General features: G+C 68.1%; 24 protein-coding genes and 3 pseudogenes. 19 read left to right on the forward strand and 8 right to left on the reverse strand.

Annotated elements, in window-relative coordinates:
- Nucleotides 1–6: 6 nt before the first annotated feature.
- The gene (locus B9D87_RS02970) at nucleotides 7–666 is read right to left on the reverse strand and encodes a hypothetical protein (RefSeq protein WP_148664679.1); all 660 of its coding nucleotides are present in this window, start codon (nucleotides 664–666) and stop codon (nucleotides 7–9) included.
- A gap of 301 nt (nucleotides 667–967) precedes the next feature.
- On the opposite strand from B9D87_RS02970, the gene B9D87_RS02975 reads away from it, so the two are divergent.
- From B9D87_RS02975 to B9D87_RS03025, 8 genes and pseudogenes are all read left to right on the forward strand, one after another.
- Complete coding sequence (locus B9D87_RS02975) at nucleotides 968–1,303, forward strand: hypothetical protein (protein WP_040631349.1); 336 nt, start codon at nucleotides 968–970, stop codon at nucleotides 1,301–1,303.
- 478 nt (nucleotides 1,304–1,781) lie between these two features.
- Nucleotides 1,782–2,120, forward strand: a complete 339-nt coding sequence (locus B9D87_RS02985; RefSeq protein WP_007774348.1) for a hypothetical protein — start codon at nucleotides 1,782–1,784, stop codon at nucleotides 2,118–2,120.
- 272 nt (nucleotides 2,121–2,392) lie between these two features.
- The gene (locus B9D87_RS02990) at nucleotides 2,393–3,601 is read left to right on the forward strand and encodes a phage major capsid protein (RefSeq protein WP_007774347.1); all 1,209 of its coding nucleotides are present in this window, start codon (nucleotides 2,393–2,395) and stop codon (nucleotides 3,599–3,601) included.
- Nucleotides 3,602–4,704: 1,103 nt separating this feature from the next.
- A complete protein-coding gene (locus B9D87_RS03000; protein ID WP_007774346.1) occupies nucleotides 4,705–5,154 on the forward strand; it encodes a hypothetical protein in 450 nt (149 codons plus the stop codon).
- A gap of 31 nt (nucleotides 5,155–5,185) precedes the next feature.
- Nucleotides 5,186–5,545 (forward strand): annotated as a pseudogene (locus B9D87_RS03005) (hypothetical protein); the annotation flags it as partial.
- 572 nt (nucleotides 5,546–6,117) lie between these two features.
- Nucleotides 6,118–6,543: a hypothetical protein gene (locus B9D87_RS26950; RefSeq protein WP_007774343.1), complete on the forward strand. Its 426-nt coding sequence runs from the start codon at nucleotides 6,118–6,120 to the stop codon at nucleotides 6,541–6,543.
- Nucleotides 6,540–6,839 (forward strand): hypothetical protein, encoded by a 300-nt coding sequence (locus B9D87_RS03020; protein ID WP_007774342.1) that lies wholly within the window; start codon nucleotides 6,540–6,542, stop codon nucleotides 6,837–6,839. The genes B9D87_RS26950 and B9D87_RS03020 overlap by 4 nt, the downstream gene beginning before the upstream one ends.
- Entirely contained in the window at nucleotides 6,836–7,162 is a 327-nt protein-coding gene (locus B9D87_RS03025; protein WP_040631340.1) for a DUF732 domain-containing protein, read from the forward strand. Before B9D87_RS03020 ends, B9D87_RS03025 begins: the two co-directional genes overlap by 4 nt.
- A gap of 697 nt (nucleotides 7,163–7,859) precedes the next feature.
- Here the strand turns inward: B9D87_RS03025 and B9D87_RS03030 are convergent.
- Both B9D87_RS03030 and B9D87_RS03035 read right to left on the reverse strand, forming a co-directional pair.
- Nucleotides 7,860–8,759 (reverse strand): TIGR03619 family F420-dependent LLM class oxidoreductase, encoded by a 900-nt coding sequence (locus B9D87_RS03030; RefSeq protein WP_007774340.1) that lies wholly within the window; start codon nucleotides 8,757–8,759, stop codon nucleotides 7,860–7,862.
- Nucleotides 8,760–8,845: 86 nt separating this feature from the next.
- Nucleotides 8,846–9,463, reverse strand: coding sequence for an NADPH-dependent F420 reductase (locus tag B9D87_RS03035; protein WP_007774339.1), 618 nt, complete (start codon nucleotides 9,461–9,463; stop codon nucleotides 8,846–8,848).
- Nucleotides 9,464–9,559: 96 nt separating this feature from the next.
- Here B9D87_RS03035 and B9D87_RS03040 point away from each other — a divergent pair, with 96 nt between their 5' ends.
- A complete protein-coding gene (locus B9D87_RS03040; RefSeq protein WP_007774335.1) occupies nucleotides 9,560–10,042 on the forward strand; it encodes a MarR family winged helix-turn-helix transcriptional regulator in 483 nt (160 codons plus the stop codon).
- A gap of 124 nt (nucleotides 10,043–10,166) precedes the next feature.
- Here the strand turns inward: B9D87_RS03040 and B9D87_RS03045 are convergent, their stop codons facing one another.
- The gene (locus B9D87_RS03045; protein WP_007774334.1) at nucleotides 10,167–10,544 is read right to left on the reverse strand and encodes an Mtp family mycobacterial-type pilin; all 378 of its coding nucleotides are present in this window, start codon (nucleotides 10,542–10,544) and stop codon (nucleotides 10,167–10,169) included.
- 589 nt (nucleotides 10,545–11,133) lie between these two features.
- Here B9D87_RS03045 and B9D87_RS03050 point away from each other — a divergent pair.
- The 4 genes and pseudogenes from B9D87_RS03050 to B9D87_RS03065 all read left to right on the forward strand — a co-directional run bounded on the left by B9D87_RS03050 (nucleotide 11,134) and on the right by B9D87_RS03065 (nucleotide 14,106).
- Nucleotides 11,134–12,411 carry a bifunctional 3,4-dihydroxy-2-butanone-4-phosphate synthase/GTP cyclohydrolase II gene (locus B9D87_RS03050; protein ID WP_007774333.1) on the forward strand — a complete coding sequence of 426 codons (1,278 nt, stop codon included), beginning with the start codon at nucleotides 11,134–11,136 and terminating at the stop codon, nucleotides 12,409–12,411.
- 49 nt (nucleotides 12,412–12,460) lie between these two features.
- Nucleotides 12,461–12,943: a 6,7-dimethyl-8-ribityllumazine synthase gene (ribH, locus tag B9D87_RS03055; RefSeq protein WP_007774332.1), complete on the forward strand. Its 483-nt coding sequence runs from the start codon at nucleotides 12,461–12,463 to the stop codon at nucleotides 12,941–12,943.
- The gene (locus tag B9D87_RS03060) at nucleotides 12,940–13,410 is read left to right on the forward strand and encodes a PH domain-containing protein (protein WP_007774331.1); all 471 of its coding nucleotides are present in this window, start codon (nucleotides 12,940–12,942) and stop codon (nucleotides 13,408–13,410) included. The genes ribH and B9D87_RS03060 overlap by 4 nt, the downstream gene beginning before the upstream one ends.
- A gap of 18 nt (nucleotides 13,411–13,428) precedes the next feature.
- A pseudogene (locus B9D87_RS03065) lies at nucleotides 13,429–14,106 on the forward strand (hypothetical protein).
- Between the two features lie 61 nt (nucleotides 14,107–14,167).
- On the opposite strand, the gene B9D87_RS03070 reads toward B9D87_RS03065, so the two are convergent.
- The 3 genes and pseudogenes from B9D87_RS03070 to B9D87_RS03080 all read right to left on the reverse strand — a co-directional run bounded on the left by B9D87_RS03070 (nucleotide 14,168) and on the right by B9D87_RS03080 (nucleotide 17,365).
- The gene (locus B9D87_RS03070; RefSeq protein ID WP_007774328.1) at nucleotides 14,168–14,506 is read right to left on the reverse strand and encodes a hemophore-related protein; all 339 of its coding nucleotides are present in this window, start codon (nucleotides 14,504–14,506) and stop codon (nucleotides 14,168–14,170) included.
- A 104-nt stretch (nucleotides 14,507–14,610) separates the two neighbouring features.
- Nucleotides 14,611–16,073 (reverse strand): annotated as a pseudogene (locus B9D87_RS03075) (PPE family protein).
- Between the two features lie 296 nt (nucleotides 16,074–16,369).
- On the reverse strand, nucleotides 16,370–17,365 hold the full coding sequence (locus B9D87_RS03080; RefSeq protein WP_415623694.1) for a cupin domain-containing protein: 996 nt from the start codon (nucleotides 17,363–17,365) through the stop codon (nucleotides 16,370–16,372).
- Nucleotides 17,366–17,386: 21 nt separating this feature from the next.
- On the opposite strand from B9D87_RS03080, the gene B9D87_RS27890 reads away from it, so the two are divergent.
- The 6 genes from B9D87_RS27890 to B9D87_RS03105 all read left to right on the forward strand — a co-directional run bounded on the left by B9D87_RS27890 (nucleotide 17,387) and on the right by B9D87_RS03105 (nucleotide 24,020).
- Entirely contained in the window at nucleotides 17,387–17,524 is a 138-nt protein-coding gene (locus B9D87_RS27890) for a hypothetical protein (RefSeq protein WP_415623695.1), read from the forward strand.
- A gap of 129 nt (nucleotides 17,525–17,653) precedes the next feature.
- Entirely contained in the window at nucleotides 17,654–19,597 is a 1,944-nt protein-coding gene (uvrC, locus tag B9D87_RS03085) for an excinuclease ABC subunit UvrC (RefSeq protein ID WP_007774325.1), read from the forward strand.
- The gene (gene rapZ, locus B9D87_RS03090) at nucleotides 19,594–20,514 is read left to right on the forward strand and encodes an RNase adapter RapZ (protein ID WP_007774324.1); all 921 of its coding nucleotides are present in this window, start codon (nucleotides 19,594–19,596) and stop codon (nucleotides 20,512–20,514) included. The genes uvrC and rapZ overlap by 4 nt, the downstream gene beginning before the upstream one ends.
- An 8-nt stretch (nucleotides 20,515–20,522) precedes the next feature.
- Nucleotides 20,523–21,587, forward strand: a complete 1,065-nt coding sequence (yvcK, locus tag B9D87_RS03095; RefSeq protein WP_007774322.1) for a uridine diphosphate-N-acetylglucosamine-binding protein YvcK — start codon at nucleotides 20,523–20,525, stop codon at nucleotides 21,585–21,587.
- The gene (whiA, locus tag B9D87_RS03100; RefSeq protein ID WP_085382831.1) at nucleotides 21,584–22,561 is read left to right on the forward strand and encodes a DNA-binding protein WhiA; all 978 of its coding nucleotides are present in this window, start codon (nucleotides 21,584–21,586) and stop codon (nucleotides 22,559–22,561) included. Before yvcK ends, whiA begins: the two co-directional genes overlap by 4 nt.
- A 64-nt stretch (nucleotides 22,562–22,625) precedes the next feature.
- Nucleotides 22,626–24,020, forward strand: coding sequence for a WS/DGAT/MGAT family O-acyltransferase (locus tag B9D87_RS03105; RefSeq protein WP_040631335.1), 1,395 nt, complete (start codon nucleotides 22,626–22,628; stop codon nucleotides 24,018–24,020).
- Between the two features lie 60 nt (nucleotides 24,021–24,080).
- Here B9D87_RS03105 and B9D87_RS03110 read toward each other — a convergent pair whose 3' ends face one another.
- Nucleotides 24,081–24,926 carry a DUF559 domain-containing protein gene (locus tag B9D87_RS03110; protein WP_040631333.1) on the reverse strand — a complete coding sequence of 282 codons (846 nt, stop codon included), beginning with the start codon at nucleotides 24,924–24,926 and terminating at the stop codon, nucleotides 24,081–24,083.
- Nucleotides 24,927–25,025 lie beyond the last annotated feature (99 nt).

The raw sequence follows: 25,025 nt of genomic DNA on the forward strand, positions 1-25,025 counted from the left end.
ATCAATTCAGTTGTCGATACCGGCCGGAACCGGCTGCACTGATCTTGCCATCGGGCACCGACTGTTTGGCCCTCGCCGCGCCGGAGGGGAGCCGTGATGGCCCGAGGTAGCTCCCTGTTCCCCGCCGAGCTGCACGGCGATGACGGATTCCGCGATCTGGAGTCGGGACCGCAGCGCCTCCTCATGTGGCTGTGGGTCCACCCCGACCTCAACACCGCCGGAGTCATAGCCGTCCAACTCGACGAGTGGGCCAGCGCCGTCAAGGGTGAAACCACAGCCGACATCGATTGCTACATAAAGGTTCTGCAGGCCGAAGGCTGGGTGGACTGCGAGGACGGCCAACTGTGGCTCCGGCCGTTCATGAAATACGACGGCGCGCTGAAAAGCCCAACCACCTACGTCAACGCTGCACGGGCCGTCAAAACCGTTCGCTCCCGCCGACTCCGCACCCAAATCTGGGACATGTTCCGGACTTTCCCGATGCCCCTCGCGCCCATACCGGACGACGAAAAGAAGGCCAGGCAGGCCGAAATCAGGAACGAATCCGTCGAGAAAGCCTGGGCCGAACTCGAACAACGCATGGCCAGAAGTGGAGTGCGGGAATCGCTTCCGGTTCCGGAGGGTGACCATCTTCATCATCATCATCATCATCTTCAGCTTCAACATCAACACACCCCATCCGATCCCCCATGCGATACCCCATCGGATACCCCATCCCATCCCCCATCGGGACAGTCCTGGAACGGTTCTCGAACCGCTCCAGAGCGGCCCTGTACGTACGGGTGTGATGCTCCGGCCGTACCGGGCGGAAGCGCCTGCGCCGCGTGCGTCCGGGCGGGCCGGTCATGAGCTCCAGGGCGGAGTTCGAGGAGATTCGGCGGCGCGCTTTGGATGCGTGCGAACGGAATCGGTTGGAGCCGAGGCTGTGTCTGCATTGCCGTAAGCGGGCTGCTGCAGGCGGGACCGCGTGGTGGAAGCACTGGTGTCGGGTCTGCCTTCGCAGCTGGGTGCCGGAGGCCGGGCCGTGAGCGTCAAACATGCTCGGCGACGGCATCTGCGGCCGGTGGTCGATCCCCGAGTGGCACTTCAAGAACGCATCGCCGTCCTGGAGCGTCGGCAGGAGGTACGTCGCGAACACGTGCGGTGGTATCTCCAGGCTTCGCAGGCGTTGATCGAGCGGGAGGACCTGCGAATCGCCAACCTGAAAGCGCAACTGGAGCAGGCCAATGCCGACAGCCTGTCAGACCGACGCCGCCGCGTCGTCGCGGAGCGCCTGGCCGAACTCGAGGCCGGGTCGTCATGAGCGGGCGGGGGTGGGATCGGCGCAAGGACGGACCGCCGCCGGAGCCGTCCGCGTGCACGCTGATCTGCTGGCGGATGGGGCTCACCGGCCGCGCCGAAGTCACCCTCGCCGCAATCGCGGAACTCACCCAATGGGCCTCTGTGGCCGAGGCTCTGGCGGCGAGCAGGGAGCTAGCGCCGTGCGATCCGGAGGGCCTATGCACCCGTGACCACGCCATCGTGGCCTACGAGCTGGACATCCGGGGCCGGGAGCGGGTCCGGGTCCGCCGTGCACCAAAACCCGCGCAGCGAAAGGAGAACCGTGGGGAAACGAGCGAACGCGAAACGAAACGCCATCTCGGAGCGGCACGCGATGGCGTGCCTGATCGTGGAGGGCCGCACCGACCTGATCGAGAAGGTGCATCGCGGAGAGTGCACGGCCGGGCAGGCACTGAATCGGGATCGGGACGCAAAACGCAAGGCACGAGGAAGGAACAACGATGAACCTGCAAGCACTGACCGATGAGGATTTGGCCGGGCTGACGAGCTGGTGCGAGCCCCTAGCCCGCATGCGCGACCCGGCCGTCTCGGCCTACGGGAACGCCGCCTGGCACGCCTGCAACAGCGAAGCGCAGCGCCGCCGGTCCGGAGGCACGACGCTCCGGTCCTGGCCGGACCCCGCCGATTTGGGCAACGAAGCCCTCGTGTTCCTCGGGCACCTCCTCTCAGGAATCCACGACGCCGGGAGCCCGCAGCTCGCCGCGTTCGTGGAAGAACTCGGGGAGCAGCTCGTGGACCTGCTGTACCTGCAGGTCGCCGACCCCGGCCTCCCCGAGTGACGTCAAAATGACGCCACGCCAACCGATTCCGGCGTGGATGCTTGCACCATGACGGTGCCCGCGTCTATCGTGACGGGCAGCGCTACGGGAACCACCTGGGGAGCGATCCCCGGCTCGGACGTGGCAGCGAGGTTGATCGGGGCCGCGATGGCGGATCGACTTCGAGATGTGGCCGGGGCCGCGACGGCGGGCCGCAACATTCAGACATGTGCTAATTGCGTTGCGTAGCAACGTGTTTCAGTTGCGCGCACCCCCCGACGAAGGACGCCATCGTGCAATCACTGCTCAACCACCTTCTGACACTCCGCGATAACGAAGCTGCCCGGCGTCTCGCTTGCGTCGATACGGCCCGCGAGCTGGGCTACTCGAAGTGGAGCGACGACAAGTCCGGCGAGCTGGGCCGCATGTACCGGACGGCCGACGCCACGGTCAAGGCGCTGGACGCCCGGATTGCGGAGCAGCGAGAAGAGATCCGTCGCTCTGGCGCTGATAACCCTCTCGTGCAAGCGGTGAAAGCAGCCGGCCACGGCGGCGGTGCGACGGAGCGAACCTCTCGCGCCGAAACAGAGTCCTGGGCTCGCCGGGTAGCGCAGCAGTTCTGCGCCCGCAACGCCGAGCACCGCGCAATCTCCACGGGAGTCTTGGACGTTCCGTCGTTGGTGCCGCCGTTCGTGTCGCTGATGCGGTGGCCTACCCGGCTGATCGATCTGCTGCTGAACCGCATCCCGATCGACCAGAACGCCGTGGAGTATTACCGGGAGACGGCCCGGACGAACAACGCGGATGTCGTCGCGGACCTCGCTACCAAGCCCACCAGCACGTTCACGCTGACGCCGATCCAGGACCGGGCACGCGTCATTGCTCATCTGTCCGAGCCGATTCCGGCCCGGTATTTGGCTGACGTGGATCAGGTCCAACCGTTCTTGGCCCGCGAGATGGCGCAGGGCATCCTCGCCGCGCTGGAGGCCGAGGTCGTGGCCGGCGACGGGACCGGTGAGCACATGACCGGGATTCTGAACACGCCCGGCACCACCCAGATCGCGTTCGACACCGACATTTTGACGACGATCCGGCACAGCTTCACGGAGCTGCAGCAGATCGGCGAGGCTCCGGACGCGATCGCGTTGAACCCGGCGGACGCCGAGACGGTAGACCTCACGAGGTGGGGCACTGCGGGTGGTCTGCTCACGAGCGGTTTCGACCATCCGAACACGGCCGGATACGGCTCGTCCTCGAACTTCTTCGGGCCGTCCGATGAGGTCAAACGAGTTATCTCACCGAGCGTTCCGCAGGGCACCGCGATCATCGGTGACTGGGGCACGGCGATCACGCTGTACCTGCGCGAGTCGATGTCGCTGATGCTGAACTACTGGAGCTCCGAGTTGTTCGAGACGAACGCTTTCGTCATGCGGTGTGAGATGCGGAGTGTGGTGGGCGTTTTGCGCCCGCAGGCGTTCGCGATCGCCACGCTGCACGCCTGATCATGGGTCGGGTGGACGAGTTCCGGGCTCCGTCGCCACGCGACGACGAGGACGGCTGGCTGCCGCCGGAGGAGGCCGCGCAGCGGATGGGCATCACCGTCCCGGAGCTGGACGACCTGGTACGCCGTGGAGCTCTCCGTGCACGCCGGGACGGTTGGGCCGTGCTCGTGCAGCCTGCCATCGTGAACGTCCGGCCGGAGAAGCCCTCGCCTAAGCGGGGTTCCGGCACCACGAAATCACGGCCCCGCACGCCTGTACGGGGCCGTAAGTGATGAGCCCTCGCCACCGCACGCGACTTAACCTCCCGCGTGCGGTGGCGAGTCGGGGCCGCGGCGCGTGACCGCTGTCGGAGGCCGTCGCGCCCGCGCCCCCTTCCACGCCCTCGTGGTGGGGCCGGTCCGATCGGTATCGAGGGACCGGGGAGTGGGACGCCGGATCGTCAAGAAGCGGCGACCGGCTCCCGCTCCGAACAGGCTTGCCCTCGTCGTCCCGTTAGTGCATCCCGGTCACGGGTTGGGCGACTTGAGGGCAACGGGTCCGCGCCGCGCCAGCAAGGAACGCTCATCGGTGCCACGGTGGGCGGGCTTGCGGCGCGGACCCACTACCAAACGCCGAGTGCCACTCGGTAACCCCAGGACCCGCCGGAGGACACCACCACCCAACCTCCAGCGGAACGGCCCGGCCCCAACGGCGCGAGGCACGGCGGTCCTCCTGCGCTGGGGGCCGGGCCACCAACAGGGACCTACCCCAAACGCCAAGTGCGGAGCGGGGACTCCGAGACCACCCCAAACCCTCGGTGCCAAGCGGTGATTCCGAGCGGCCGGCCAACCAATCCCAAACCCTCGGTGCCACTCGCGGTTCCGGGCCGGACGGGTAGGGGCGTGCAAACTCCCAGGGCGCAACTCGCGCCGACTGCATAAGGCAACTGTTGTCTCCCCCCGAAAGTCGCACGAAAACGACCGTGGCACTTGCTGATTGCGATACGCCGAAAAACCTCGTTGACCAGGCGTTTTACCGCTCGGAATCACCGCTAATACCAAGGCGTTTGACGCCACGCCGTGCGACTTTGCCCGGATCGCCAATTCTGGGGTGACACTTGGGATGTGCCACGGGTCAGTGCGGAGCAGCGGGCGCTTCGGGATGCGCGGATTCTGCGGCTGTTCCTCTCCGGCTGGACGGTCACCGATATCGCGAAGCACCGGCAGGTCCAGCTCTCCCGGAAGGCGGTGGACCAAGCGATCCGCCGCCAGCTCGCGCAGGGCGGCCCCGACCGGCAGCTCCTCTCCGAAGCGGCCCGGCATGTTCACATTGCCCGCACTGAGCTGCTGTTATCCCGGTTGATGCCAAGGGCGTTGGACCCGGCCGACCCGCAGCAGATCAAGGCGTGGGAGGGCTGCCGTCGTCTCTTGGAGCAGCAGGCCCGGTTCTTCGGGCTCCTCGGGGCCGGGGGCTTTGAGGACGACGGGGTGCCGGGCGAGCAGGCCGCGCCGGTCCTCTCCCTGGACGAGTACCGGGGCCGGTTCCGGGACGACCGCGACCCTAGGCCCCTATAGCTTGTCGGTCCCCTCGGGCACACTGACGTTCATGTTCGACGAGATGGCACTCGGAGATTACGAGGTGTTCCGGCGATGGTCAGGGAAGCCACGAGCCTGGGGGCCGCATGAGGCAGGTTGGCGGGCCTGGTTCGGCGGGCAAGTCGTAGACGGGCTCTGCGAGGTCATCGAGGAAGATCTCGCGGTAAAGCGGCGCGGAATGCCGGCCGCGATTGGTTGCGTGCCGTGGTTCACCAGTCAACCGGTCGCGCGGCGGCTGCTCGACCTCACGGCGTTCTGCGTCGTGGTCGATAAGAGAACGGTGTTCCCCGATCGGCTCCGCAACCCCGAGAAGGCGCTGCCGAACGTCTCGCTCGTCCGGCTCCGCGACATGGCTCCGTCAGACAGCGGAGGATCGGCACCGATCTTGGGGCCTTACTCCCAAATGCCGGAGCACGACGTCGGCCCCGTCAGGGTGGCCGGCTGGGACCGGGACGGCAACAAGCCTCTGTTGCACGCCAAAATCCTTGTGCTAGGCCATCTTGTGCACAACGTCTACGGTCCGGACGACACCTGTGGCGAGGAGATGCTCGACTTCGAGCCTCGCACCGTGTGGTGGGGTTCGGCGAACTGGACCACGATGACGCGGAAGCACCTAGAACTCGGGTTCGCTTGTGGCGACCCGGATTTGGTTCGTGAGGCCACCGAGTTCGTGACTGACGTGATCGCGTTCTCTGAACCGGTCGACAGAGTATGCGTCGGTCCGGAGCCCAATCTGGTCGGCGTCGAGTTCGATGACGCCGCGATGCGTGAGGCTCTAGCCGAGCAAGAGCCCCCGGACGGCGAGGAGTGGTAGCGAATCGAGCTACCGAGGTAGTTTGCTGCGGCTCGTATTACCGCAGCTCTATAACATTGTGCTGTTTGCCGCTCTAGGGTCATCTCTGCGGGACGGGAACCGCCCGACCCCAGAGAGAAGGAACCACCATGACCACAGCCGAGAAGTCCACCCACAACGTCGTGAACTTGCGCGCCGCGAAGAAGGAGCAAGCCGCCGCCCGCAAGGCGCGCCCGGCAGGCACCGCCCGGAAGCCTGCCGCGAAGAAGACCCCGGCCGCCAAGGCTCCGGCCGCGTCCGGCCGTCCGGCTCCGCAGCCCCGGCCGGAGCAGCGCCCCGGCGAGGGCGAGATCAAGGTACGGCTCGGAGCCCCGGTCCAGAAGGTCCTCCGGCAGCCGGAGAACCGGAAGGGAGCGATGGTCCCGGTCACGCGGAAGATCGAGCAGGCGCACGTCTACAAGGACGGGTCCGTCGTGATCGTCCTCGACGCGGCCGAGGCGAACACGGTGAAGTCGGTCCTCGACGGGCAGACCAGCCGGGGCGCGCAGGCCGTCCTCAAGGCCATCGGCCGATGATTACCGTCGCGCTCCTCCTGGCCGTGATCGCGGCCGTCCGGTACCGGACCTTCCGGTGGGTTGCGGCAATCCTCCTCGCCGTCGCGTTCGTCCAGGCGCACCCGGTCCTCGTGGCCGTCGCCGCAGTCGTCGCCGTAGCCCTCCGGGCAGCCTGGCACGGCCGGAAGGCCGTCCGGGCGGCGAACGAAGCCAGGCGGGCTCGCGAGGACGAGCTACGAGCCCGGTGCGAAGTCGAGAACCGGCTGTGGCTTGCCGGCGACCCGCGAGGCTTCTACGGCCTACAGTCCTACCGATGAACACCCGGCTGGTGCTGCTCCTCAGCCTCGGCGGGCTCCTCGCCGGGGCCGGGGTAGCTCACGCCGATCCCGGCCTCTCTCCGGCCGACCAGCAGTACGTCCGGGAGCTGGCCGAGCACGGCATCCGCAACCAGTACGGCGCGGCCGTCATGGTCGAGGACGGCCGGGAGGTCTGCGCCGCCCTCGACGGGTTCACCTTCCCGGAGGAGGTCGGCCGTATCCGGCTGACGACGAACCTCGACGGCCCGCACGCCGTCTACTTCGTCCAGCTGTCCCACGACACCTACTGCCCGGAGAGGAGCGCCCGCACGGACGATGTGTAATCCCCAGCTCCGGCCGGAGACGCGGTCAGCGCAGTAGCTCTTCGCGCAAGGCGACCGCTGCTGCCCGCAAGTCGGCAGCTCGTAGTCGAGTTTCGACCGAAGCAGATCGTGCCACCAGCGCGCACTGCTGCGCCTGCCGCGCACGGTTCCGTATTAGTGCAATGTGTTCCCACGTCAACGTCACGGGGTAATGGGTTGAATCCCCCATCAGTCAGTAGTACCCGCTCTGGCCAGGCCGAACCATCAGCCGGGCGCGCCCACCCACGCAGCCCGGGGCTGGCGTTCTGTCTGCCTGTCTGCGACCTCGACCGAACAAGAAACGGACGAGCTGTGACGTTTGAAGTCGGTAGGGGGGGAACTCATAGGGCCATGTCACTTGTACCGGAGGACCCGCCTGATCTCGAACGGGCTTACCAAGAGCTTCTGAGCCTGCTGTTCCGAGGCAAGGTCGAGGTGACTGCGGAGAAATCGTTCCGTCCGGTCGCCGAATTTGTCAGCGACCTGCCTCCGTGGTGAGTCGGGCAGGTCTAACATAATCCGCCCCTTACCGCACGTTGACCACCACGTTTTACCTGCTCACGCTTACCGTTAGATGGCCTCTAATCGCCAAGTACGTCGAGCGGTTGATGGCGGCTCAGGCTGAATAGCAGTCCGGCGCCCTACCGCTTGAGCCGCCGCTGATCACCGCGCCTCGCCGTCAAGCGGCCCTGCGATCACCCCATCGGGCGATCACCTGGCCGGCGAAGTCGAGCATCTGATCGAGGGTGGGGAACAGCGCGAAGGCGTCCACGATCGCCTCGTCGGCACCCGACCCGTCGAGGCGCTCGAGCTTGTCGGCGACGGAGTCAACGGACGTGCCCGGTTCGAGGTTGATCCGCATGGCCGTCTTCAGCGCGTCCGGATCGCGGCCGGCGTCCTGCGCCGCACGGCGCGCAATCGACCACAAGTGGTCGGTGACCTCATCCTGCAGCCCCTCGACCCCGAGCCAGCCGGTGCCGCTGCGGCCGACCCGGCGCATCGCGGCCTCGCTCGCACCGCCGATCCAGATGGGCGGACCGCCGGCCTGGACCGGGCGCAGGTCGGCATGCACAGGTGGCAGCGAGAAGAACTCGCTGTCCCAGGACACCGGGGTGGTCGTCCACCATTCGTGCAGGAACGCCAGCAGGTCATCGAGCATCTTCCCGCGCCGGCTCCAGTCCGCGCCGCGGGCGATGTCGTGTTCGTCCTTCATCCACCCGATTCCCACGCCAACGTCCAGGCGTCCTTCGCTGAGCACGTCGAGCGTGGTCAGCACCCGGGCCAGGTGCACCGGCTCGTAGTAGAAGGTGCTCAGCGTGCTGGCATTGAGCCGCACCCGGCTGGTCGCGGTCGCGGCGACGGTCCACAGCAGCACCGGATCGAGGTAACGGGTCATCTGCGGCGGGTACGGCTGCTCTTTGCCCGGGTAGGTGCTGTGCATGTCGACTGGCGTGACCAGGCGATCGCCGACCCACAGCGTGTCGTAGCCAAGGTCCTCGAGTCCGCGACAGAACGCGCTCAGGCCGGCGGCGCTGCTGACGGCGGGCCCGACGAAGGGAAGTGCGAAACCAAGCTTCATCGCGAGAGTCCTTTCAATGATATATCAACCATTTTCGGGGCGCATGTCGCCCCGTTGATTCACGGCGTGGACCGGGGCAGTGCGGCTCAGCCGGTGGCGCCGAGGGCGAAGTCGAAGTTCCCCACCCCGTGGCGGGCTAGACCCATCATGACCAGGCCCGTTCCTTCCAGCCAGTGCGCCATGTTCAGGCCGCCGACGTCCAGTGGGCGCAACCCGAGGCTCTCGATGAACACCGCCACGTCCGCCTTGGCGCGTGCGTCGTCGCCGGCGATGAAGACGTCGAGCGGTCGGCCCTGGGCCAGGACGACACCGAAGATGGTGTTGAACGCCTTCACCACGCTGGCGCTGGCGGGGGCGGCCTTGGCGACTTCCTGCGCGATCGAGGTGTCATCGGGGATCGCCAGCCCGTCGGCCGCGGTATTGAACGGGTTGCTGATGTCGACGACGACCTTGCCCGCGAGGGCGTCTCCGTACCGGGCGACGACCGGAACGACGTTGGCGTACAACAGGGAAACGATGACGATGTCGCCGGCCGGGACGGCGCCGAACTCTCCCGTCGTCGCGCCGCCGCCGAGGGCCTCGGCCAGGGCGGCGGCCTTGGCCTGATCGCGGCCGATGACCTCGACGGTATTGCCGCCCGCTACCGCCAGCGCGCCGATGGCGCGGGCCATGTTCCCGGTTCCGATGATGCTGATGCTGCTCATGAGGTGTCCCTTCTGGATTGCGAGCGAAAAGGTTGACGCATCCACCTTAGGCCCGTGTTTGTTGATCAGTCAACCAATCCGATAGCATGGGGGACGATGGAACCGAACTGGCTGAGCCCCCGCGAAGACCGCGCCTGGCGGGCCTTCCAGCACGCGCACCACCAGCTCGACGTGCACCTGAACCGGCGCCTGCAGGAATCGGGCCTGTCCGGGGCCGACTACGAGATCCTGGCGGTGCTCTCGGGCCACGACGGGGACCGCATGCCCGCCCATGAGCTGTGCAACACCCTGGGCTGGGAGAAGAGCCGCGTCTCCCACCAGGTGCGACGCATGCAGAAGGACGGGCTGATCTGTCGCGAACCCAACCCCGACGACGCCCGCAGCACCATGGTCTGCCTGCTGCCGGCCGGCCGCGCCGCCATCGAGAAAGCGGCACCCGGGCACGTCGAGGACGTCCGCCGGAACTTCATCGACCTGCTCACCCCGGCCGAGCTCGACATGCTCGCCGCCCTCAACGAACGAGTCTTACGCCACCTGGCCGAAGCACACGACTGTCCCGCCGAAGGCGAGCCCTCGTAGCCGCTTCGGCAGCGAGACCCTCAGGCCGGCTCGGAAGCGGCACGGGGATCACGACAGCGGGCCGCTGCCGCGGCGTCTCGCACCGCGGCAGCGGCCCGCTTCGGATCGGCTGGCTACTCGGCGATTACACCGGGCGCCAGTTGGGGCCTTCCCAGTAACCCCAATGGTTCATGCCGGGATCCCAGATGATGTGAGCCCACGGTGCCCACGGGGGCGGCGGTGGCGGCGGCCCCGCCCACGGCGGAGCCCCGTAGCCGGCCTGGTCACCCGGGCCGCCGTTGTTGTCGTCCCAGTCACGGCAGTTGTTCCAGTTCTGGTAGGGGCCCCAGCCCGGGTCCCACTGATCGCCCGGGCACCAGTGGTGGTGATACATGGGCGGCGGGGGAGGCGCCGCCGCGGCGGTACCGGCGGACAGCCCGAGCGCGGACATGGCCAGGCCGCCGGCCGCGAGCGCACCGGTGCACAACCGGACCCACGGTCGTGTTTGCGTGTTGGTATTCATTCCGCTGTATTTCCCCGCGGCAATGGCTGCGAAACCCGAGTTTGTCGTTTGCTCGTGTCAAATATTAGGCACAGTCAACACATATCTGGTGCAAAGGGTTACGGAGTATAGGGCCTTTTCATGGCCGTATTTATGGCACCTGGTGACGATATAGCCGTCGGGGCCAACGATTCTTGACGGCGACAACCTGTTTGCGGGGCGGTCCCGTATCCGTTTCGCACGGGTGCGTTTCCCGGGAAAAGCGCGACGGCCCGAAGGGCGGCGCCGGATTGCTCGCGGGCAAGCGAAAATTGTGATCCCGGCAACGCTTGCCCGACCGCCGGCGGGGGCGGCGAGGCCCCGCCCGGCGCCGCGACGCCGTGGCGACCGGCGGCGACAAGGCAACCGCGCGGCCATCGGAGGTGGTCAGGCCGCCGGCGTCGCCGACGGGCCCAGCGGCGTAACGCGATCCGCGGCCGTCCCACTGATCAAGCCGGGGCAATAACGGCGGGGCCGCCGTGGTTCATACTGAATGCAACACGTGGGCTTCTCGTGTGAGCCGTTTCGACAGTGTTCCCGCCGGACAGCGGGAACGGCGAGGTAGCAAAAGATGACGAGGTTGGACTCCGTCGAGAGGGCGGTTGCCGACATTGCGGCCGGCAAGGCCGTCATCGTCATCGACGACGAGGACCGCGAGAACGAGGGCGATCTGATCTTCGCCGCCGAGAAGGCGACGCCGGAGATGGTGGCGTTCATGGTGCGCTACACCTCGGGATACCTGTGCGTGCCGCTGGACGGCGAGATCTGCGACCGGCTGGGTCTGCTGCCGATGTACGCGGTGAACCAGGACAAGCACGGCACCGCCTACACCGTCACCGTCGATGCGAGACGGGGTGTGGGCACCGGGATTTCGGCCTCGGACCGGGCGACCACGATGCGGCTGCTGGCCGATCCCACCAGCGCCGCCGACGACTTCACCCGGCCCGGTCACGTGGTTCCGTTGCGCGCCAAGGACGGCGGCGTGTTGCGCCGTCCCGGTCACACCGAGGCCGCCGTCGACCTGGCCCGGCTGGCCGGGCTGCAACCCGCGGGCGCCATCTGCGAAATCGTCAGCCAAAAAGACGAGGGCTCGATGGCGCAGACCGACGAACTGCGGGTGTTCGCCGACGAACACGACCTCGCGATGATCACCATCGCCGACCTGATCGAGTGGCGCCGCAAGCACGAGAAGCACATCGCCCGGATCGCCGAGGCCCGCATACCGACGCGGCACGGCGAGTTTCGTGCCATCGGCTACGCCAGCATCTACGAAGAGGTCGAACACGTCGCGCTGGTGCGCGGGGACATCGCCGGGCCGAACTCCGATGGCGATGACGTCTTGGTGCGCGTGCACTCCGAGTGCCTGACCGGTGACGTATTCGGTTCGCGCCGTTGCGATTGCGGGCCGCAGCTGGACGCCGCGATGGCGATGGTCGCCCGCGAGGGACGCGGCATCGTGCTGTACATGCGCGGCCACGAGGGCCGCGGCATCGGGTTGATGCACAAGCTGCAGGCCTATCAGCTGCAGGACGCCGGTGAAGACACCGTCGACGCCAACCTCAAGCTCGGGTTACCCGCCGACGCAAGGGATTACGGCATCGGCGCGCAGATCCTGGTGGACCTCGGGGTGCGCTCGATGCGGCTGCTGACCAACAACCCGGCCAAGCGGGTCGGGCTGGACGGGTACGGCCTGCACATCATCGAGCGAGTGCCGCTGCCGGTGCGCGCCAACGCGGAGAACATCCGCTACCTGATGACCAAGCGGGACAAGATGGGCCACGACCTGGCCGGGCTGGACGACTTTCACGAATCCGTCCATCTGCCAGGTGAATTCGGCGGTGCTTTGTGAGCCCTCCCCGCGACGATGCCGGGCATTGCGATGCTGAGGAGGAGCGCAGATGAGCCCCGCCGAGGGTGTGCCCGAGGTTCCGCCGCTCGATGCATCCGGCCTGCGACTGGCCCTGGTCGCGAGTACCTGGCACAGCGAAATCTGTGACGCACTGCTGGCGGGCGCCCGCAAGGTGGCTTCGGAATCGGGTATCGACGACCCGACGGTGGTGCGCGTGATCGGCGCGATCGAGATCCCGGTCATTGCGCAGGAACTCACCCGCAACCACGACGCGGTAGTCGCTCTGGGGGTCGTAATTCGGGGTCAGACACCGCATTTCGAGTACGTGTGCGATGCAGTGACGCAGGGCCTGACGCGGGTGTCGCTGGACACTTCCACACCGGTGGCCAACGGCGTGCTGACCACCGACACCGAGCAGCAGGCCCTGGACCGGGCCGGCCTTCCGGAATCCGCCGAGGACAAAGGGGCCCAAGCCACGCTGGCGGCCCTCACCACCGCGCTCACCCTGCGTGAGTTGCGCGCTCAGTCGTGACGTCGACGCCGGACCGCGAGTCCTGGGATGCGGTGCTGCGTCCCCATCGCACACCGTTATTCGCCTATGGGGCGGCGTTTCTCATCGCCGCGGCGCACATCGCGGTGGGCCTGCTGCTCAAGGTCGGGTCCACCGGTGTGGTTTTTCAGACCTCCGATCAGGTGGCGATCGCGGTGCTGGGCCTGGTCATCGCCGGGGTCGTGTTGTTGTTCGCGCGTCCGCGGCTGCGGGTGGGGCCGTCCGGTGTTTCGGTACGAAACCTGTTGGGCGACAAGCTGATCGAGTGGCCTGATGTTGCCGGCGTGTCGTTTCCGGTGGGACACCGCTGGGCGCGCATCGACCTGCCCGATGACGAGTACATACCCGTGATGGCGATCCAGGCCGTTGACAAGGGCCGCGCGGTGGACGCCATGGACACGGTGCGGTCGCTGCTGGCGCGCTATCGGCCGGACCTGCCGACGCACTGAGCGCTGTACCATCAGCCGATGGCTCTTCAGGCGCGGGTAGCCGTGGCCGCCGTCGTCGCCGTTCTGGCACTGGGCGGGTGCGACGCCGTGGTCGGGGGACGCGCGGTCCGAGCGTCCGGCCAGTCCGGGTGATCGCCGTCGGCGCCGGTGAAGCGCCCGCCGGCCCGCGCGCAAGACCTGCTGCTGCAGAGCGGGGATGACACGCCGTTCGGCGCGCCGGCCGCGATCCCGGTGGGAGACAACTACTTCACCAGCGCTCGGCCACCGGACTGCTCGGCGGCGCAGCTGTTCAAGGCTTCGCCGCTGCGGCCGCCCGGCCCGTCGGACCACGCCGAATCCGCGTACCAGTTCAGTGGGCCGGCGATGTATGCCGAGTCGATCGACCTCTACGACAATGCGCTGGACGCCCACGACGTGGTGTGGGGTGGCTTCAGCGCGGTTTCCAAGTGCCGCGACGACGCGGTGGGCGTCTCCCCCCAAGGGGCATTTACCGCGATGCGGCTGAGTTATTTCGGTATTCCGGCCGACGGCGTCCTGGTGTGGACGATGACCGAGCCGGCCTGGACGTGCGATTACGGGTTGGCCGTGCTGCCCCACGCGGCCTTGTTGCTGTCGGCCTGTAACAACGCCCCCGGATTCCCCATGCCGGACTGGGCGGCGAAGCGACGAGCACAGGTCGACGGGCGCACCGCTTAAACGCGGTGGCCCGTCGCCTGGTGGTTCAACTGGTGGGCCGGGAAGCCCGAGTCGGGTGCGCTCAGTACCGAGTGCAGTCCGTCATCATTTGCTGGAAGATCGGCAGCGCCTGCTGCGCCCCCTGGTTGTGCTCGATCGCGTGCAGCAGGTTCACCCGCTGATCGGGCGACGACGCCAGGTACTGCTGCAAGAACTGCTGGTTCGGCGGCGATTGGTCGAGGTACTGGGCGGCCATCGGGTTCTCGGCGTGCACGGCCCGCATCGCCTGGTCGTAGCTACAGGTGGTGTGGATCATCGGACCGTAATCGGGATCAGCCGATGCGATCCCGGCCCCAGCGGTCGACGCCAATGCCAGACCGCCCACCGTGACGGCCAGTTTGGCCAACGAGCGCTTCATCATTTACGGACTCCCTCCATTGCTCTGCCCCCACTTTAACGTTGAGCTAGGAGCTTGGTAGCCGGAACGGAAGCCGTCCAAACCGTCACGACCGCGCGCGGGGCCCGTTACGGCCCTTCTACCTGCCCGGTTGTCCTTTCTTCGGTTTCCTGACTCCAGCTGCTCGGCAACAGCGGCGGGCCCGGGCTGTCGTCCAGGGAAGCGCGGGCGACTGTGGTCAAACCCACGGGAGCGGGGCCCGACCCCGGAGCGGTGCCGGCAAACCCCATCTGCCCCGCGCCCCGCTCCGACGGCGTCGCGTCGCCGGATTCCGCATCCGAACCGGCGTCCAGGTACTCGTAGCGGTGCCCGGGGTCGATCAGACAAGGCCGCGAGCGCCCGCGGCGCCGGACCTGCTCGCGCTGGGCCGCGGCGGCGGGCGCCGCGACGACGTCGGGCGCGGGCGACTTCTGTCCGGCGCGAGACCCGAGGCTCATCGCCGTGCCGGCGCCCAGGCCGGGAGGGCCGACCACATAGGGGTAGCTGAATGCCGGGACGCCGGGGGCGGGCGGCGCGGGCGCGGCGGCGGGCGCCGCCGATGCCGCGGCGGGCGCCGGGGCGGGTGCCGGTGCGGCGGCCGGGCTGGAGCGGGCGCGCCGAGACCGGGTGCCATGGCGACGGGCGTTCCCGTGTGCGAGGGAGCCGGCGCGGCCACCGCGCCCGGCAGCGTGGGGGCGGGTTGGGCCGCGCCGGCCAACCCCGCCAGCCCCGCCAGACCCGCCGCGCCGGCGACGGGGATGAAGGGCGCGATCAGGCCGACGGAGAGCTGCGCCAATTGCGGCACCTGGGTGGCAGGGAACGTGTAGAGCGCCTCGCCCGCCCAGTGCGGAACCTTGAGGAGCAGTGGGTCGGTCAGCAGCGTGTGGATGGCCGTAGACGGGTTGGATCCAGAGCTCAGGTCTGTGTGGAGTTCTTGGGCGACCATTTCCACGCGATCTACCCACCAGCTCAGCTGATCCGCCCCGCCTCCCGCGTCTTGGTTGGGCGGGTTGGTCAGCTGGATCTGCGGGGGCGGCGCGGTGGGTGGGGCCCACGTCATGGCGGTCTCCGATACCGCTTCGTAGATGGCCATCGCGGTGGCCGCCTGTAGCCACATCCGCAGATAGTCGAGCTCGTTGAGCGCGATCGGAATCGTATTCACGCCAAAGAAATTCGTCGCCTCCAGTTCGGCGTTCAGTGCTTTGTTGGCTGCTATCTCCGTCAGCGTCGGCATGGCCTCCAAGGCGGCGGTGTAGGCCGCGGCGACGGTATCCGCCTCGAGGGCCGCCGCCGAACTGTTGGCGCTGTTCTGCAGCAGCCATGCCAGATACGGCACGTGCGCGGCCACAAATTTCTCCGCGGTGGGGCCCTGCCACGTCCCGGCCTGCACCTCCGCCAGCAGGTCGCTGAGTTCGGCGGCCGCCGTAGCGTATTCGTTGCTCAGCTGCAGCCACGCCGCCTCCGAGTTCAGCAGCGATGCGGGCCCCGGGCCGGTAGAGAGCGCCGCCGAATTCACTTCCGGGGGAAAGGCGGCCCAGATCGGCATGGTCATCGTCGACCACCCGTGCGCGCCCGTGCTGCCATGTTGCGCTCCTCCCGACGAACGGGTCAGCGGTCCCCGCGTGACCGGCGGCCGCGCGGGGGATGTCCTGGCCTCTCAGTGCTTTTCAGCGTTTTCGGCGATGCGCCGTTGCGGCCTCGGCGGAGGCTGGCCACCGATACCGCGTCGCTGCGCGATACGGACAACGGCCGCGCGGACAGCGACCCGCATGTACCGAAGCTTACGCCGAAATTATCCGCAAATACGGATAGGAATCCCGGATTTCACCGGATACGCGAAGCTAATTGTCAGGTTTTGGACAGCCGGACCAAGAAGCCGTTCAGGATCAGCGTCTGGGCCAGTCCGATCTGCTGCGCCGGGGCCAACCCGGGCAGCTCGCCGACCCGAAACGGCTCGGTGCGCTCGGCGAGGAACAGCATCGCCGCTTCATGGTCGGCGCCGGCGCCCACCGACAGCTGCGCGAACCGCAGGACGACGCGGTCGTCGACGCGCGCCACCCGCGCATAGAGCGGTTCGTACTTCGCGACCAGCGTCTGGCCGTCGATCCCGACGGTGTCGCTGACCCGGCCGACCGGAGGGCATCGGCCCCGCCGGACCAGGACGTCGGCCAGCGCGTCGAGGCTTTCGGTGAAAAGCTCGGGATCCTCGAGGGCGCGCAGGCTGTCGCGCACGAGGTCGCCCAGGCCGGCGCGGGCGGCTGCGTCACGGTGGTGCCGCGGCGCTAAGCGGGCGTGCACCCGCGGATCGCGCAGGCTCAGCGCGTACAGCTCGTGCGTGAGCAGTGTGAGCACGGTGGGCGCATGGAGCCCGATCGTCAGATGGACCGACGGCTCGGCGTGCGTTTCGGCCGAATGCACTTGGCCGCGCGGCAGATACAACACGTCGCCGGGTTGCAGGCACACGTCGGTCGACGACGTGAGCCCGTCCGTCCCAACGCCCCTGCGCCGCTGGATCTCGTGCGGCGGCACCGCGGGCCCGTCGGACACATGCCACGTCTTGGATCCCTGGATCTGCAGGACCAGCACGTCGTGCGGGTCGTAGTGCGGGGCAAAGCCGGTCGACTCGGGCGGCGTGACGTAGGCGTTCACCCGGGTCGGGAAGTCCAGCTCGACCTCGATGGAATGGGACAACGATGCGATGGTGCGCAGATAGCTCTCGACCCCATTGACGACGATCGTGTAACCCTCGGCCAGGCCGTCGCGGACCCGGGCCGGGTCCAGGCCGCCGTCGCCGCCGAGGTACGCCGCGGGATCCTTGTCCTCGCCGCCCTTGACCAGCCGCACGGCCGACGGCTCTGGCCGCACATGCTCGAGGAGTTCGTCGACGGCCGACGGCCCGGGCAGCAGCCGGTCGAAGTAGCCCGGCCGGCAGCGCCGGACGTGGTGGTGCCTGCGCGCCCAGATCTCGTCGAGGAAGGCGTCGACACCGAGGGGCTGCAGTAACCAGGCTAGCGAGGACTCGACGGTAATCCCCCTCAGACATCGCGGCGACGGGTACGCACCACACTAGACCGGCACCCGCACGCGCCCGGCCATTCTCGGCGCCACACCGGCGGCTACTAGCCTGGATCTGTGCCCGATCCCGCCACCTACCGCCCCGCGCCCGGGTCCATCCCGGTCGAGCCCGGCGTCTACCGCTTCCGGGATCCGTACGGGCGAGTCATTTATGTCGGCAAGGCCAAGAGCCTGCGTAGCCGGCTGACGTCATACTTCGCCGACATCGCCAGCCTGCACCCGCGAACCCGGCAGATGGTGACCACCGCGGCCAAGGTCGAGTGGACGGTGGTCAACACCGAAGTCGAGGCGCTGCAGCTCGAATACAACTGGATCAAGGAGTTCGATCCGCGGTTCAACGTCCGCTATCGCGACGACAAGACCTACCCGGTGCTCGCGGTGACCCTCAACGAGGAATTCCCGCGGCTGATGGTCTACCGCGGCCCGCGGCGCAAAGGGGTGCGGTACTTCGGGCCCTACTCGCACGCGTGGGCCATCCGGGAAACGCTGGACCTGCTGACCCGCGTGTTTCCGGCTCGCACCTGCTCGGCGGGAGTTTTCAAGCGGCACAAGCAGATCGACCGCCCCTGCCTGCTTGGGTACATCGACAAATGCTCGGCGCCGTGCATCGGCAGGGTCAGCGCGGAGCAGCATCGCCAGATCGTGGACGATTTCTGCGACTTCCTGTCCGGCAAGACCGACCGGTTCGCCCGGGAGCTCGAACAGCAGATGAACGCCGCGGCCGAGCAGCTCGATTTCGAGCGGGCCGCGCGGCTGCGCGACGACCTGGGCGCGGTGAAGCGGGCGATGGAAAAGCAGGCCGTCGTGCTGGGCGACGGCACCGACGCCGACGTGGTGGCGTTCGCCGACGACGAACTCGAGGCCGCGGTTCAGGTGTTCCACGTCCGTGGCGGCCGGGTCCGCGGCCAGCGCGGCTGGATCGTCGAAAAGTCCGCCGACCCTGGCGATTCCGGTGAGGAGCAGCTGGTCGAGCAGTTCCTCACCCAGTTCTACGGTGAGCAGGCCGAATTAGGCGGCGCCGCAGACGAATCGGTGAACCCGGTGCCGCGCGAGGTGCTGGTGCCCTGCCTGCCGTCCAATGCCGGGGAGCTGACCAGCTGGCTGTCCGCCCTGCGCGGATCCCGGGTGGCGCTGCGGGTGCCGCAGCGCGGCGACAAACGCGCGCTGGCCGAGACCGTGCAGCGCAACGCGAAAGAGGCGCTGCAGCAACACAAGCTGAGGCGCGCCGGCGACTTCAACGCCAGATCCGCTGCGCTGCAGAACATCCAGGAAGCCCTCGGCTTGTCGGACGCGCCGCTGCGCATCGAATGCGTGGACATCAGCCATGTCCAGGGCACCGACGTGGTGGGTTCGCTGGTGGTGTTCGAGGACGGCCTGCCGCGCAAATCGGACTACCGGCACTTCAGCATCCGGGAAGCCGCGGGGCAGGGGCGCTCCGACGACGTCGCCTCCATCGCCGAGGTGACCCGGCGCCGCTTCGCGCGGCACCTGAGTGAACAAAACGACCCGAATATGCTTTCGCCGGAAGGAAAGTCTCGCCGGTTCGCCTACCCGCCGAACCTGTACGTCGTCGACGGCGGTGCGCCGCAAGTCAACGCGGCCAGCGCGGTGCTCGAGGAGCTCGGCATCACCGACGTCGCGGTGATCGGCCTGGCCAAGCGGCTCGAAGAGGTGTGGGTGCCGTCGGAGCCGGATCCCGTCATCATGCCGCGCAACAGCGAGGGACTTTATCTGCTGCAGCGCGTCCGTGACGAAGCGCATCGGTTCGCGATCACCTACCATCGCAGCAAGCGATCCAAGCGAATGACGGCATCGGTGCTGGATTCGGTGCCAGGATTGGGAGAACATCGCCGCAAGGCACTGGTAAGCCATTTCGGATCGATAGCCCGCCTCAAGGAGGCCACCGTCGACCAGATCACCGCCGTTCCCGGCATCGGGGTGGCAACCGCCACCGCCGTCCTGGAGGCGCTGCGACCGGACCGGTCCGAGGCCGCCCGGTGACGGGCGCGAATGAGTTCGCGGGCGGCCGCTCGGTGGATGCCCCGGCCGGTATCGACGTCGTTCTGGTGACCGGGTTATCCGGTGCCGGGCGGGGTACCGCAGCCAAGGTGCTCGAAGACCTCGGCTGGTATGTGGCCGACAACCTGCCCCCGCAGCTGATCACCCGGATGGTCGATTTCGGTCTGGCCGCCGGCTCGCGGATCACCCAGCTCGCGGTGGTGATGGACGTGCGGTCGCGCGGCTTCACCGGTGACCTGGACTCGGTGCGCACCGAGCTGGCCACCCGGAACATCGCCCCGCGCGTGGTGTTCATGGAAGCATCCGACGACATGTTGGTGCGCCGCTACGAACAGAACCGGCGCAGTCACCCGCTGCAGGGCGATCAGACCCTGGCCGAGGGGATCGCGGCCGAGCGCCGGATGCTGGCATCGGTTCGCGCCACCGCCGACCTGATCATCGACACCTCGACGCTGTCGGTGCGCGGCTTGCGCGAGACCATCGAGCGGGCCTTCGCCGGCGTCGCCAGCGCGACCACCAGCGTCACGGTCGAGTCCTTCGGCTTCAAGTACGGCCTGCCGATGGACGCCGACATGGTGATGGACGTGCGGTTCCTGCCGAACCCGCACTGGGTCGACGAGTTGCGTCCCCGCACCGGGCAGGACCCCGCGGTGCGGGATTACGTGTTGAGCCAGCCCGGCGCGGCCGAGTTCCTCGACGCCTACCATCGATTGCTGTCTTTGGTCGTCGACGGCTACCGCCGGGAGGGCAAGCGCTATATGACGGTCGCCATCGGCTGCACGGGGGGCAAGCATCGCAGCGTCGCGATCGCGGAGGCATTGATGCAGTTGCTGAACGCCCAGAAGGGCGAAGCACAGCTGTCGGTGCGGGTGCTGCACCGGGATCTGGGCCGCGAATGACCGAGCCGATGAACCGGGGCATCGTCGCGCTGGGCGGCGGGCACGGCCTGTACGCGACGCTGTCGGCGGCCCGCCGGCTGACTCCCCACGTCACCGCGGTGGTGACCGTGGCCGACGACGGTGGCTCGTCCGGCCGGCTGCGCAGCGAGCTGGACGTTGTCCCGCCGGGCGATCTGCGAATGGCGTTGGCCGCCTTGGCATCCGACAGCCCCCACGGGCGGCTGTGGGCGACCATCCTGCAGCACCGGTTCGGCGGCAGCGGCGCCCTGGCCGGGCATCCGATCGGCAACCTGATGCTGGCCGGCCTGTCCGAGGTGCTGGCCGATCCGGTGGCCGCCCTCGACGAGCTCGGGCGCATCCTCGGCGTCAAGGGCCGGGTGCTGCCGATGTGCCCGATCGCGCTGCAGATCGAGGCCGACGTGTCCGGTCTGGAAAGCGACCCGCGGATGTTCCGGCTGATCCGCGGCCAGGTGGCGATCGCGAGCACGCCGGGCAAGGTGCGCCGCGTGCGGCTGCTGCCGGACAACCCCCCGGCGACCCGGCAGGCCGTCGACGCCATCATGTCCGCCGATCTGGTGGTGCTTGGCCCCGGCTCGTGGTTCACCAGCGTGATCCCGCACGTGCTGGTGCCCGGCCTGGCGGCGGCGCTGCGGGCGACCACCGCGCGGCGCGCCCTGGTGCTCAACCTGGTGGCCGAGCCGGGGGAGACGGCCGGCTTCTCGGTCGAGCGTCATCTGCACGTGCTGGCCCAGCACGCACCGGAATTCAGCGTGCACGACATCATCATCGACGCCGAACGGGTGCCCAGTGAGCGCGAACGCGAACAACTGCGCCGTACCGCCACACTGCTTTCGGCCGAGGTCCACTTCGCCGACGTGGCCAGACCTGGTACACCTTTACATGATCCAGGCAAGCTCGCGGCGGCCCTGGACGGGGTCCGGGCGGCCCACAAGGCTCCGGGACCGCCTTCGGTCACGGCCACCGCGGATATTCGGGTCGACGGTGCAAGCCCGCCAGTCGGTGGGAGTGGACCGGCCGGCAGCGGACCAAGGGGTGACGACGCGTGGCGATGACGACCGAAGTCAAGGACGAACTGAGCCGCCTCATCGTGAAATCGGTCAGCGCGCGCCGGGCGGAGGTCACATCCCTGCTGAGGTTCGCCGGCGGGCTGCACATCGTCGGCGGCCGCGTCGTGGTCGAGGCCGAGGTGGACCTGGGCAACGTCGCGCGGCGGTTGCGCAAGGACATTTTCGAGCTCTACGGATACAACGCCGTCGTACATGTGTTGTCGGCCAGCGGGATTCGCAAGAGCACCCGGTACGTGCTGCGGGTGGCCAACGACGGTGAGGCGCTGGCGCGCCAGACCGGCCTGCTCGACAACCGCGGCCGCCCGGTGCGCGGACTGCCGGCCCAGGTGGTGGGCGGCAGCGTAGGCGACGCCGAGGCCGCCTGGCGGGGGGCCTTCCTGGCGCACGGGTCGCTGACCGAGCCGGGCCGCTCGTCGGCGCTGGAAGTCAGCTGCCCCGGTCCGGAGGCGGCGCTGGCGTTGGTGGGTGCCGCGCGCCGGCTCGGTGTCAGCGCGAAGGCCCGCGAGGTGCGGGGCGCCGACCGGGTGGTGGTGCGCGACGGCGAGGCGATCGGCGCGCTGCTGACCCGGATGGGCGCGCAGGACACCCGGCTGGTGTGGGAGGAGCGCCGGATGCGGCGCGAGGTCCGGGCCACGGCCAACCGGCTCGCCAACTTCGACGACGCCAACCTGCGCCGCTCGGCTCGGGCCGCGGTCGCGGCCGCCGCGCGGGTGGAGCGGGCGCTGGAGATCCTGGGCGACACCGTCCCCGACCATCTGGCCTCGGCCGGCAAGCTGCGCGTCGAGCACCGGCAGGCGTCGCTGGAGGAGCTCGGCCGGCTCGCCGACCCGCCGATGGCGAAAGATGCTGTCGCGGGGCGTATCCGGCGGCTGCTGTCGATGGCCGATCGCAAGGCGAAGGTCGAGGGCATTCCCGACACCGAGTCGGCGGTCACGCCGGATTTGCTCGAGGACGCCTGACGACGATGCGCGTCGCTTAGCGGCATTGCTGGTGGGGACGGCCTTGGGGGGCTACGGTCAGGTGATGAAGCGGCTTTCGAGTGTTGACGCGGCGTTTTGGTCGGCCGAAACTGCGGGCTGGCACATGCATGTGGGGGCGCTGGCGATTTGCGACCCGAAGGACGCGCCGGAGTACAGCTTTCAGCGACTGCGTGAGTTGATCATCGAGCGGCTGCCGGAGCTGCCGCAACTGCGCTGGCGGGTCACCGGGGCACCCCTTGGCCTGGACCGGCCGTGGTTCGTCGAAGACGAGGACCTGGACCCCGATTTCCACATCCGGCGCATCGCGGTTCCGGCGCCCGGTGGCCGGCGCGAACTCGAGGAGTTGGTGGGGCGGCTGATGTCGTACAAGCTGGACCGTGCCCGCCCGCTCTGGGAGATGTGGGTGATCGAGGGGGTCGAGGGCGGCCGGATCGCGTCGCTGACCAAGATGCACCACGCCATCGTCGACGGCGTCTCGGGCGCCGGCCTGGGTGAGATCCTTTTGGACGTCACACCGGATCCGCGGCCGCCGCAACAGGAAACGGTCGGATCGCTGGTGGGATTGCAGATTCCGGGCATCGAACGCCGTGCGGTCGGCGCGCTGATCAACGTCGGTGTCAAGACGCCGTTCCGCATCGCGCGACTGGTGGAGCAGACCGTGCGCCAGCAGATCGCCACGGTGGGCGTGCGCAGCAGGCCGCCGCGTTACTTCGAGGCGCCCAAAACCCGCTTCAACGCGCCGGTCTCGCCGCATCGGCGCATCACGGGCTGCCGCGTCGAATTGTCCCGCGCCAAAGTCATCAAAGACGCATACGGCGTCAAGCTCAACGACGTCGTGCTCGCGCTGGTCGCCGGCGCGGTCCGCGACTACCTACAGAAGCGCGGGGAGCTGCCCGCCAAACCGCTGATCGCGCAGATCCCGGTCTCCACGCGCACCGACGACGACAAGGACGACGTCGGCAACAAGGTGAGCTCGATGACCGTCTCGCTGGCCACCGACGTCGACGATCCGGGGGAGCGGCTGCGGGCCATTCACCAAAGCACCCAGAACGCCAAGCTGATGGCCAAGGCGTTGTCGGCGCATCAGATCATGGGGCTGACCGAGACCACGCCGCCGGGGTTGTTGGGGCTGGCCGCGCGGGCCTACACGGCCAGCGGGCTGTCGCGAAACCTGGCTCCCATCAACCTGGTTGTCTCCAACGTGCCGGGCCCGCCGTTCCCGCTGTACATGGCCGGCGCCAAGCTGGTTTCGCTGGTGCCGCTGGGGCCGCCGGTGATGGACGTCGCGCTCAACATCACCTGCTTCTCCTACACCGACTACCTGGACTTCGGTTTCGTGACCACCCCCGAGGTGGCCAACGACATCGACGACATGGCCGATCGGATCGAGCCTGCGTTGACCGACCTGGAGAAGGCCGCCGCGCGCGAGAGCAGCTAGGTGCCTGGTGTTCCTCTAGCGAGCGTCACGCTAGTGTGACTGACGCAAGCGAGCGGAACGCTAGTGTGACTGACGCAAGGCCAAGGCGGCTCGTACCCGGCTGACGATGTCTGCGGGGCGATCGCCCACGACCACTCGAATAACCATCCAGCCCAGACGTTCGAGCGTTTCGCGCCGTCTGATGTCCCATGTGTATTGCCAGCGGTCCCGACGATGTTGCTCACCGTCGTACTCTGCAGCGACTTTGAAATTCTCCCAACCCATGTCGAGGTAATAAGTTGATCCGCCGAACTCGTCACTCACCGGGATCTGCGTTTGTGGGCGGGGCAGCCCCGCCCGTATCAGCAACAGCCGCACCCACGTTTCCTTCGGCGACTGCGCGCCGGCATCCGCAAGATCAATTGCGTTACGTGCCGACTGAATGCCGCGTCGACCCGGATACCGTTCGGCCAGTATCTGAAACTCGGCCACCTTGGCGTCGGTTGCGCGAAGCAGGTCGTCGATCACGGCCACCGCGTCGTTTATCGGATGCCAGCATCCCAGGTCGACGGCAGTCCGCGCCGGCGTCGTCACGGGAACACCGTCGATCAGCGTGAATTCGTCCTCTTCTAGCCGGTCACTGTGAATCCGCAATCCCGGCAACGGGTTTCTATTGTTATGGAGAATCTCAAGCGGTGCCGTGGCGTCCACCCACTTAGCACCATGAACGGCGGCGGCCGACAGCCCCGCGATAATGCCTCGCCGACGCGACCACAGCCACGCTGCGCGGGCGCGAACCAGGGGAGTGAGCTCGACGTCGGGTTCGACATACACATCGCGGAACAACTTCCTATAGTGCGTCCGCAAAGCGCTCTTATCGACGTCGCCGTTCGCTACTGCCTCACTGCCGATGAATGGCTCCGCCATGGCGGCAGCGTTGCATAAACCGCGACGGACGTCAGGTCAGTTCGACCCGATTATCCACATCCAGCCACGCCAGCGTGACGCTCGCGCCCCGGAGCCACG

This window comes from Mycobacterium colombiense CECT 3035 (assembly GCF_002105755.1).
Lineage (GTDB): Bacteria > Actinomycetota > Actinomycetes > Mycobacteriales > Mycobacteriaceae > Mycobacterium > Mycobacterium colombiense.

Bases quoted from the DNA above. Each gene is read 5' to 3' on its own strand.
- yvcK (WP_007774322.1), top strand. From the start codon at position 20,523: ATGAACCGGGGCATCGTCGCGCTGGGCGGCGGGCACGGCCTGTACGCG.
- whiA (WP_085382831.1), top strand. From the start codon at position 21,584: ATGACGACCGAAGTCAAGGACGAACTGAGCCGCCTCATCGTGAAATCG.
- B9D87_RS03105 (WP_040631335.1), top strand. From the start codon at position 22,626: ATGAAGCGGCTTTCGAGTGTTGACGCGGCGTTTTGGTCGGCCGAAACT.
- B9D87_RS03070 (WP_007774328.1), bottom strand. From the start codon at position 14,506: ATGATGAAGCGCTCGTTGGCCAAACTGGCCGTCACGGTGGGCGGTCTG.
- B9D87_RS03035 (WP_007774339.1), bottom strand. From the start codon at position 9,463: ATGAGCAGCATCAGCATCATCGGAACCGGGAACATGGCCCGCGCCATC.
- B9D87_RS02985 (WP_007774348.1), top strand. From the start codon at position 1,782: ATGAACCTGCAAGCACTGACCGATGAGGATTTGGCCGGGCTGACGAGC.
- B9D87_RS03030 (WP_007774340.1), bottom strand. From the start codon at position 8,759: ATGAAGCTTGGTTTCGCACTTCCCTTCGTCGGGCCCGCCGTCAGCAGC.
- ribH (WP_007774332.1), top strand. From the start codon at position 12,461: ATGAGCCCCGCCGAGGGTGTGCCCGAGGTTCCGCCGCTCGATGCATCC.
- B9D87_RS03045 (WP_007774334.1), bottom strand. From the start codon at position 10,544: ATGAATACCAACACGCAAACACGACCGTGGGTCCGGTTGTGCACCGGT.
- B9D87_RS03050 (WP_007774333.1), top strand. From the start codon at position 11,134: ATGACGAGGTTGGACTCCGTCGAGAGGGCGGTTGCCGACATTGCGGCC.
- B9D87_RS02970 (WP_148664679.1), bottom strand. From the start codon at position 666: ATGTTGAAGCTGAAGATGATGATGATGATGATGAAGATGGTCACCCTC.
- B9D87_RS03025 (WP_040631340.1), top strand. From the start codon at position 6,836: ATGAACACCCGGCTGGTGCTGCTCCTCAGCCTCGGCGGGCTCCTCGCC.
- B9D87_RS03040 (WP_007774335.1), top strand. From the start codon at position 9,560: ATGGAACCGAACTGGCTGAGCCCCCGCGAAGACCGCGCCTGGCGGGCC.
- B9D87_RS27890 (WP_415623695.1), top strand. From the start codon at position 17,387: ATGCTCGAGGAGTTCGTCGACGGCCGACGGCCCGGGCAGCAGCCGGTC.
- B9D87_RS26950 (WP_007774343.1), top strand. From the start codon at position 6,118: ATGACCACAGCCGAGAAGTCCACCCACAACGTCGTGAACTTGCGCGCC.
- B9D87_RS03110 (WP_040631333.1), bottom strand. From the start codon at position 24,926: ATGGCGGAGCCATTCATCGGCAGTGAGGCAGTAGCGAACGGCGACGTC.
- B9D87_RS03020 (WP_007774342.1), top strand. From the start codon at position 6,540: ATGATTACCGTCGCGCTCCTCCTGGCCGTGATCGCGGCCGTCCGGTAC.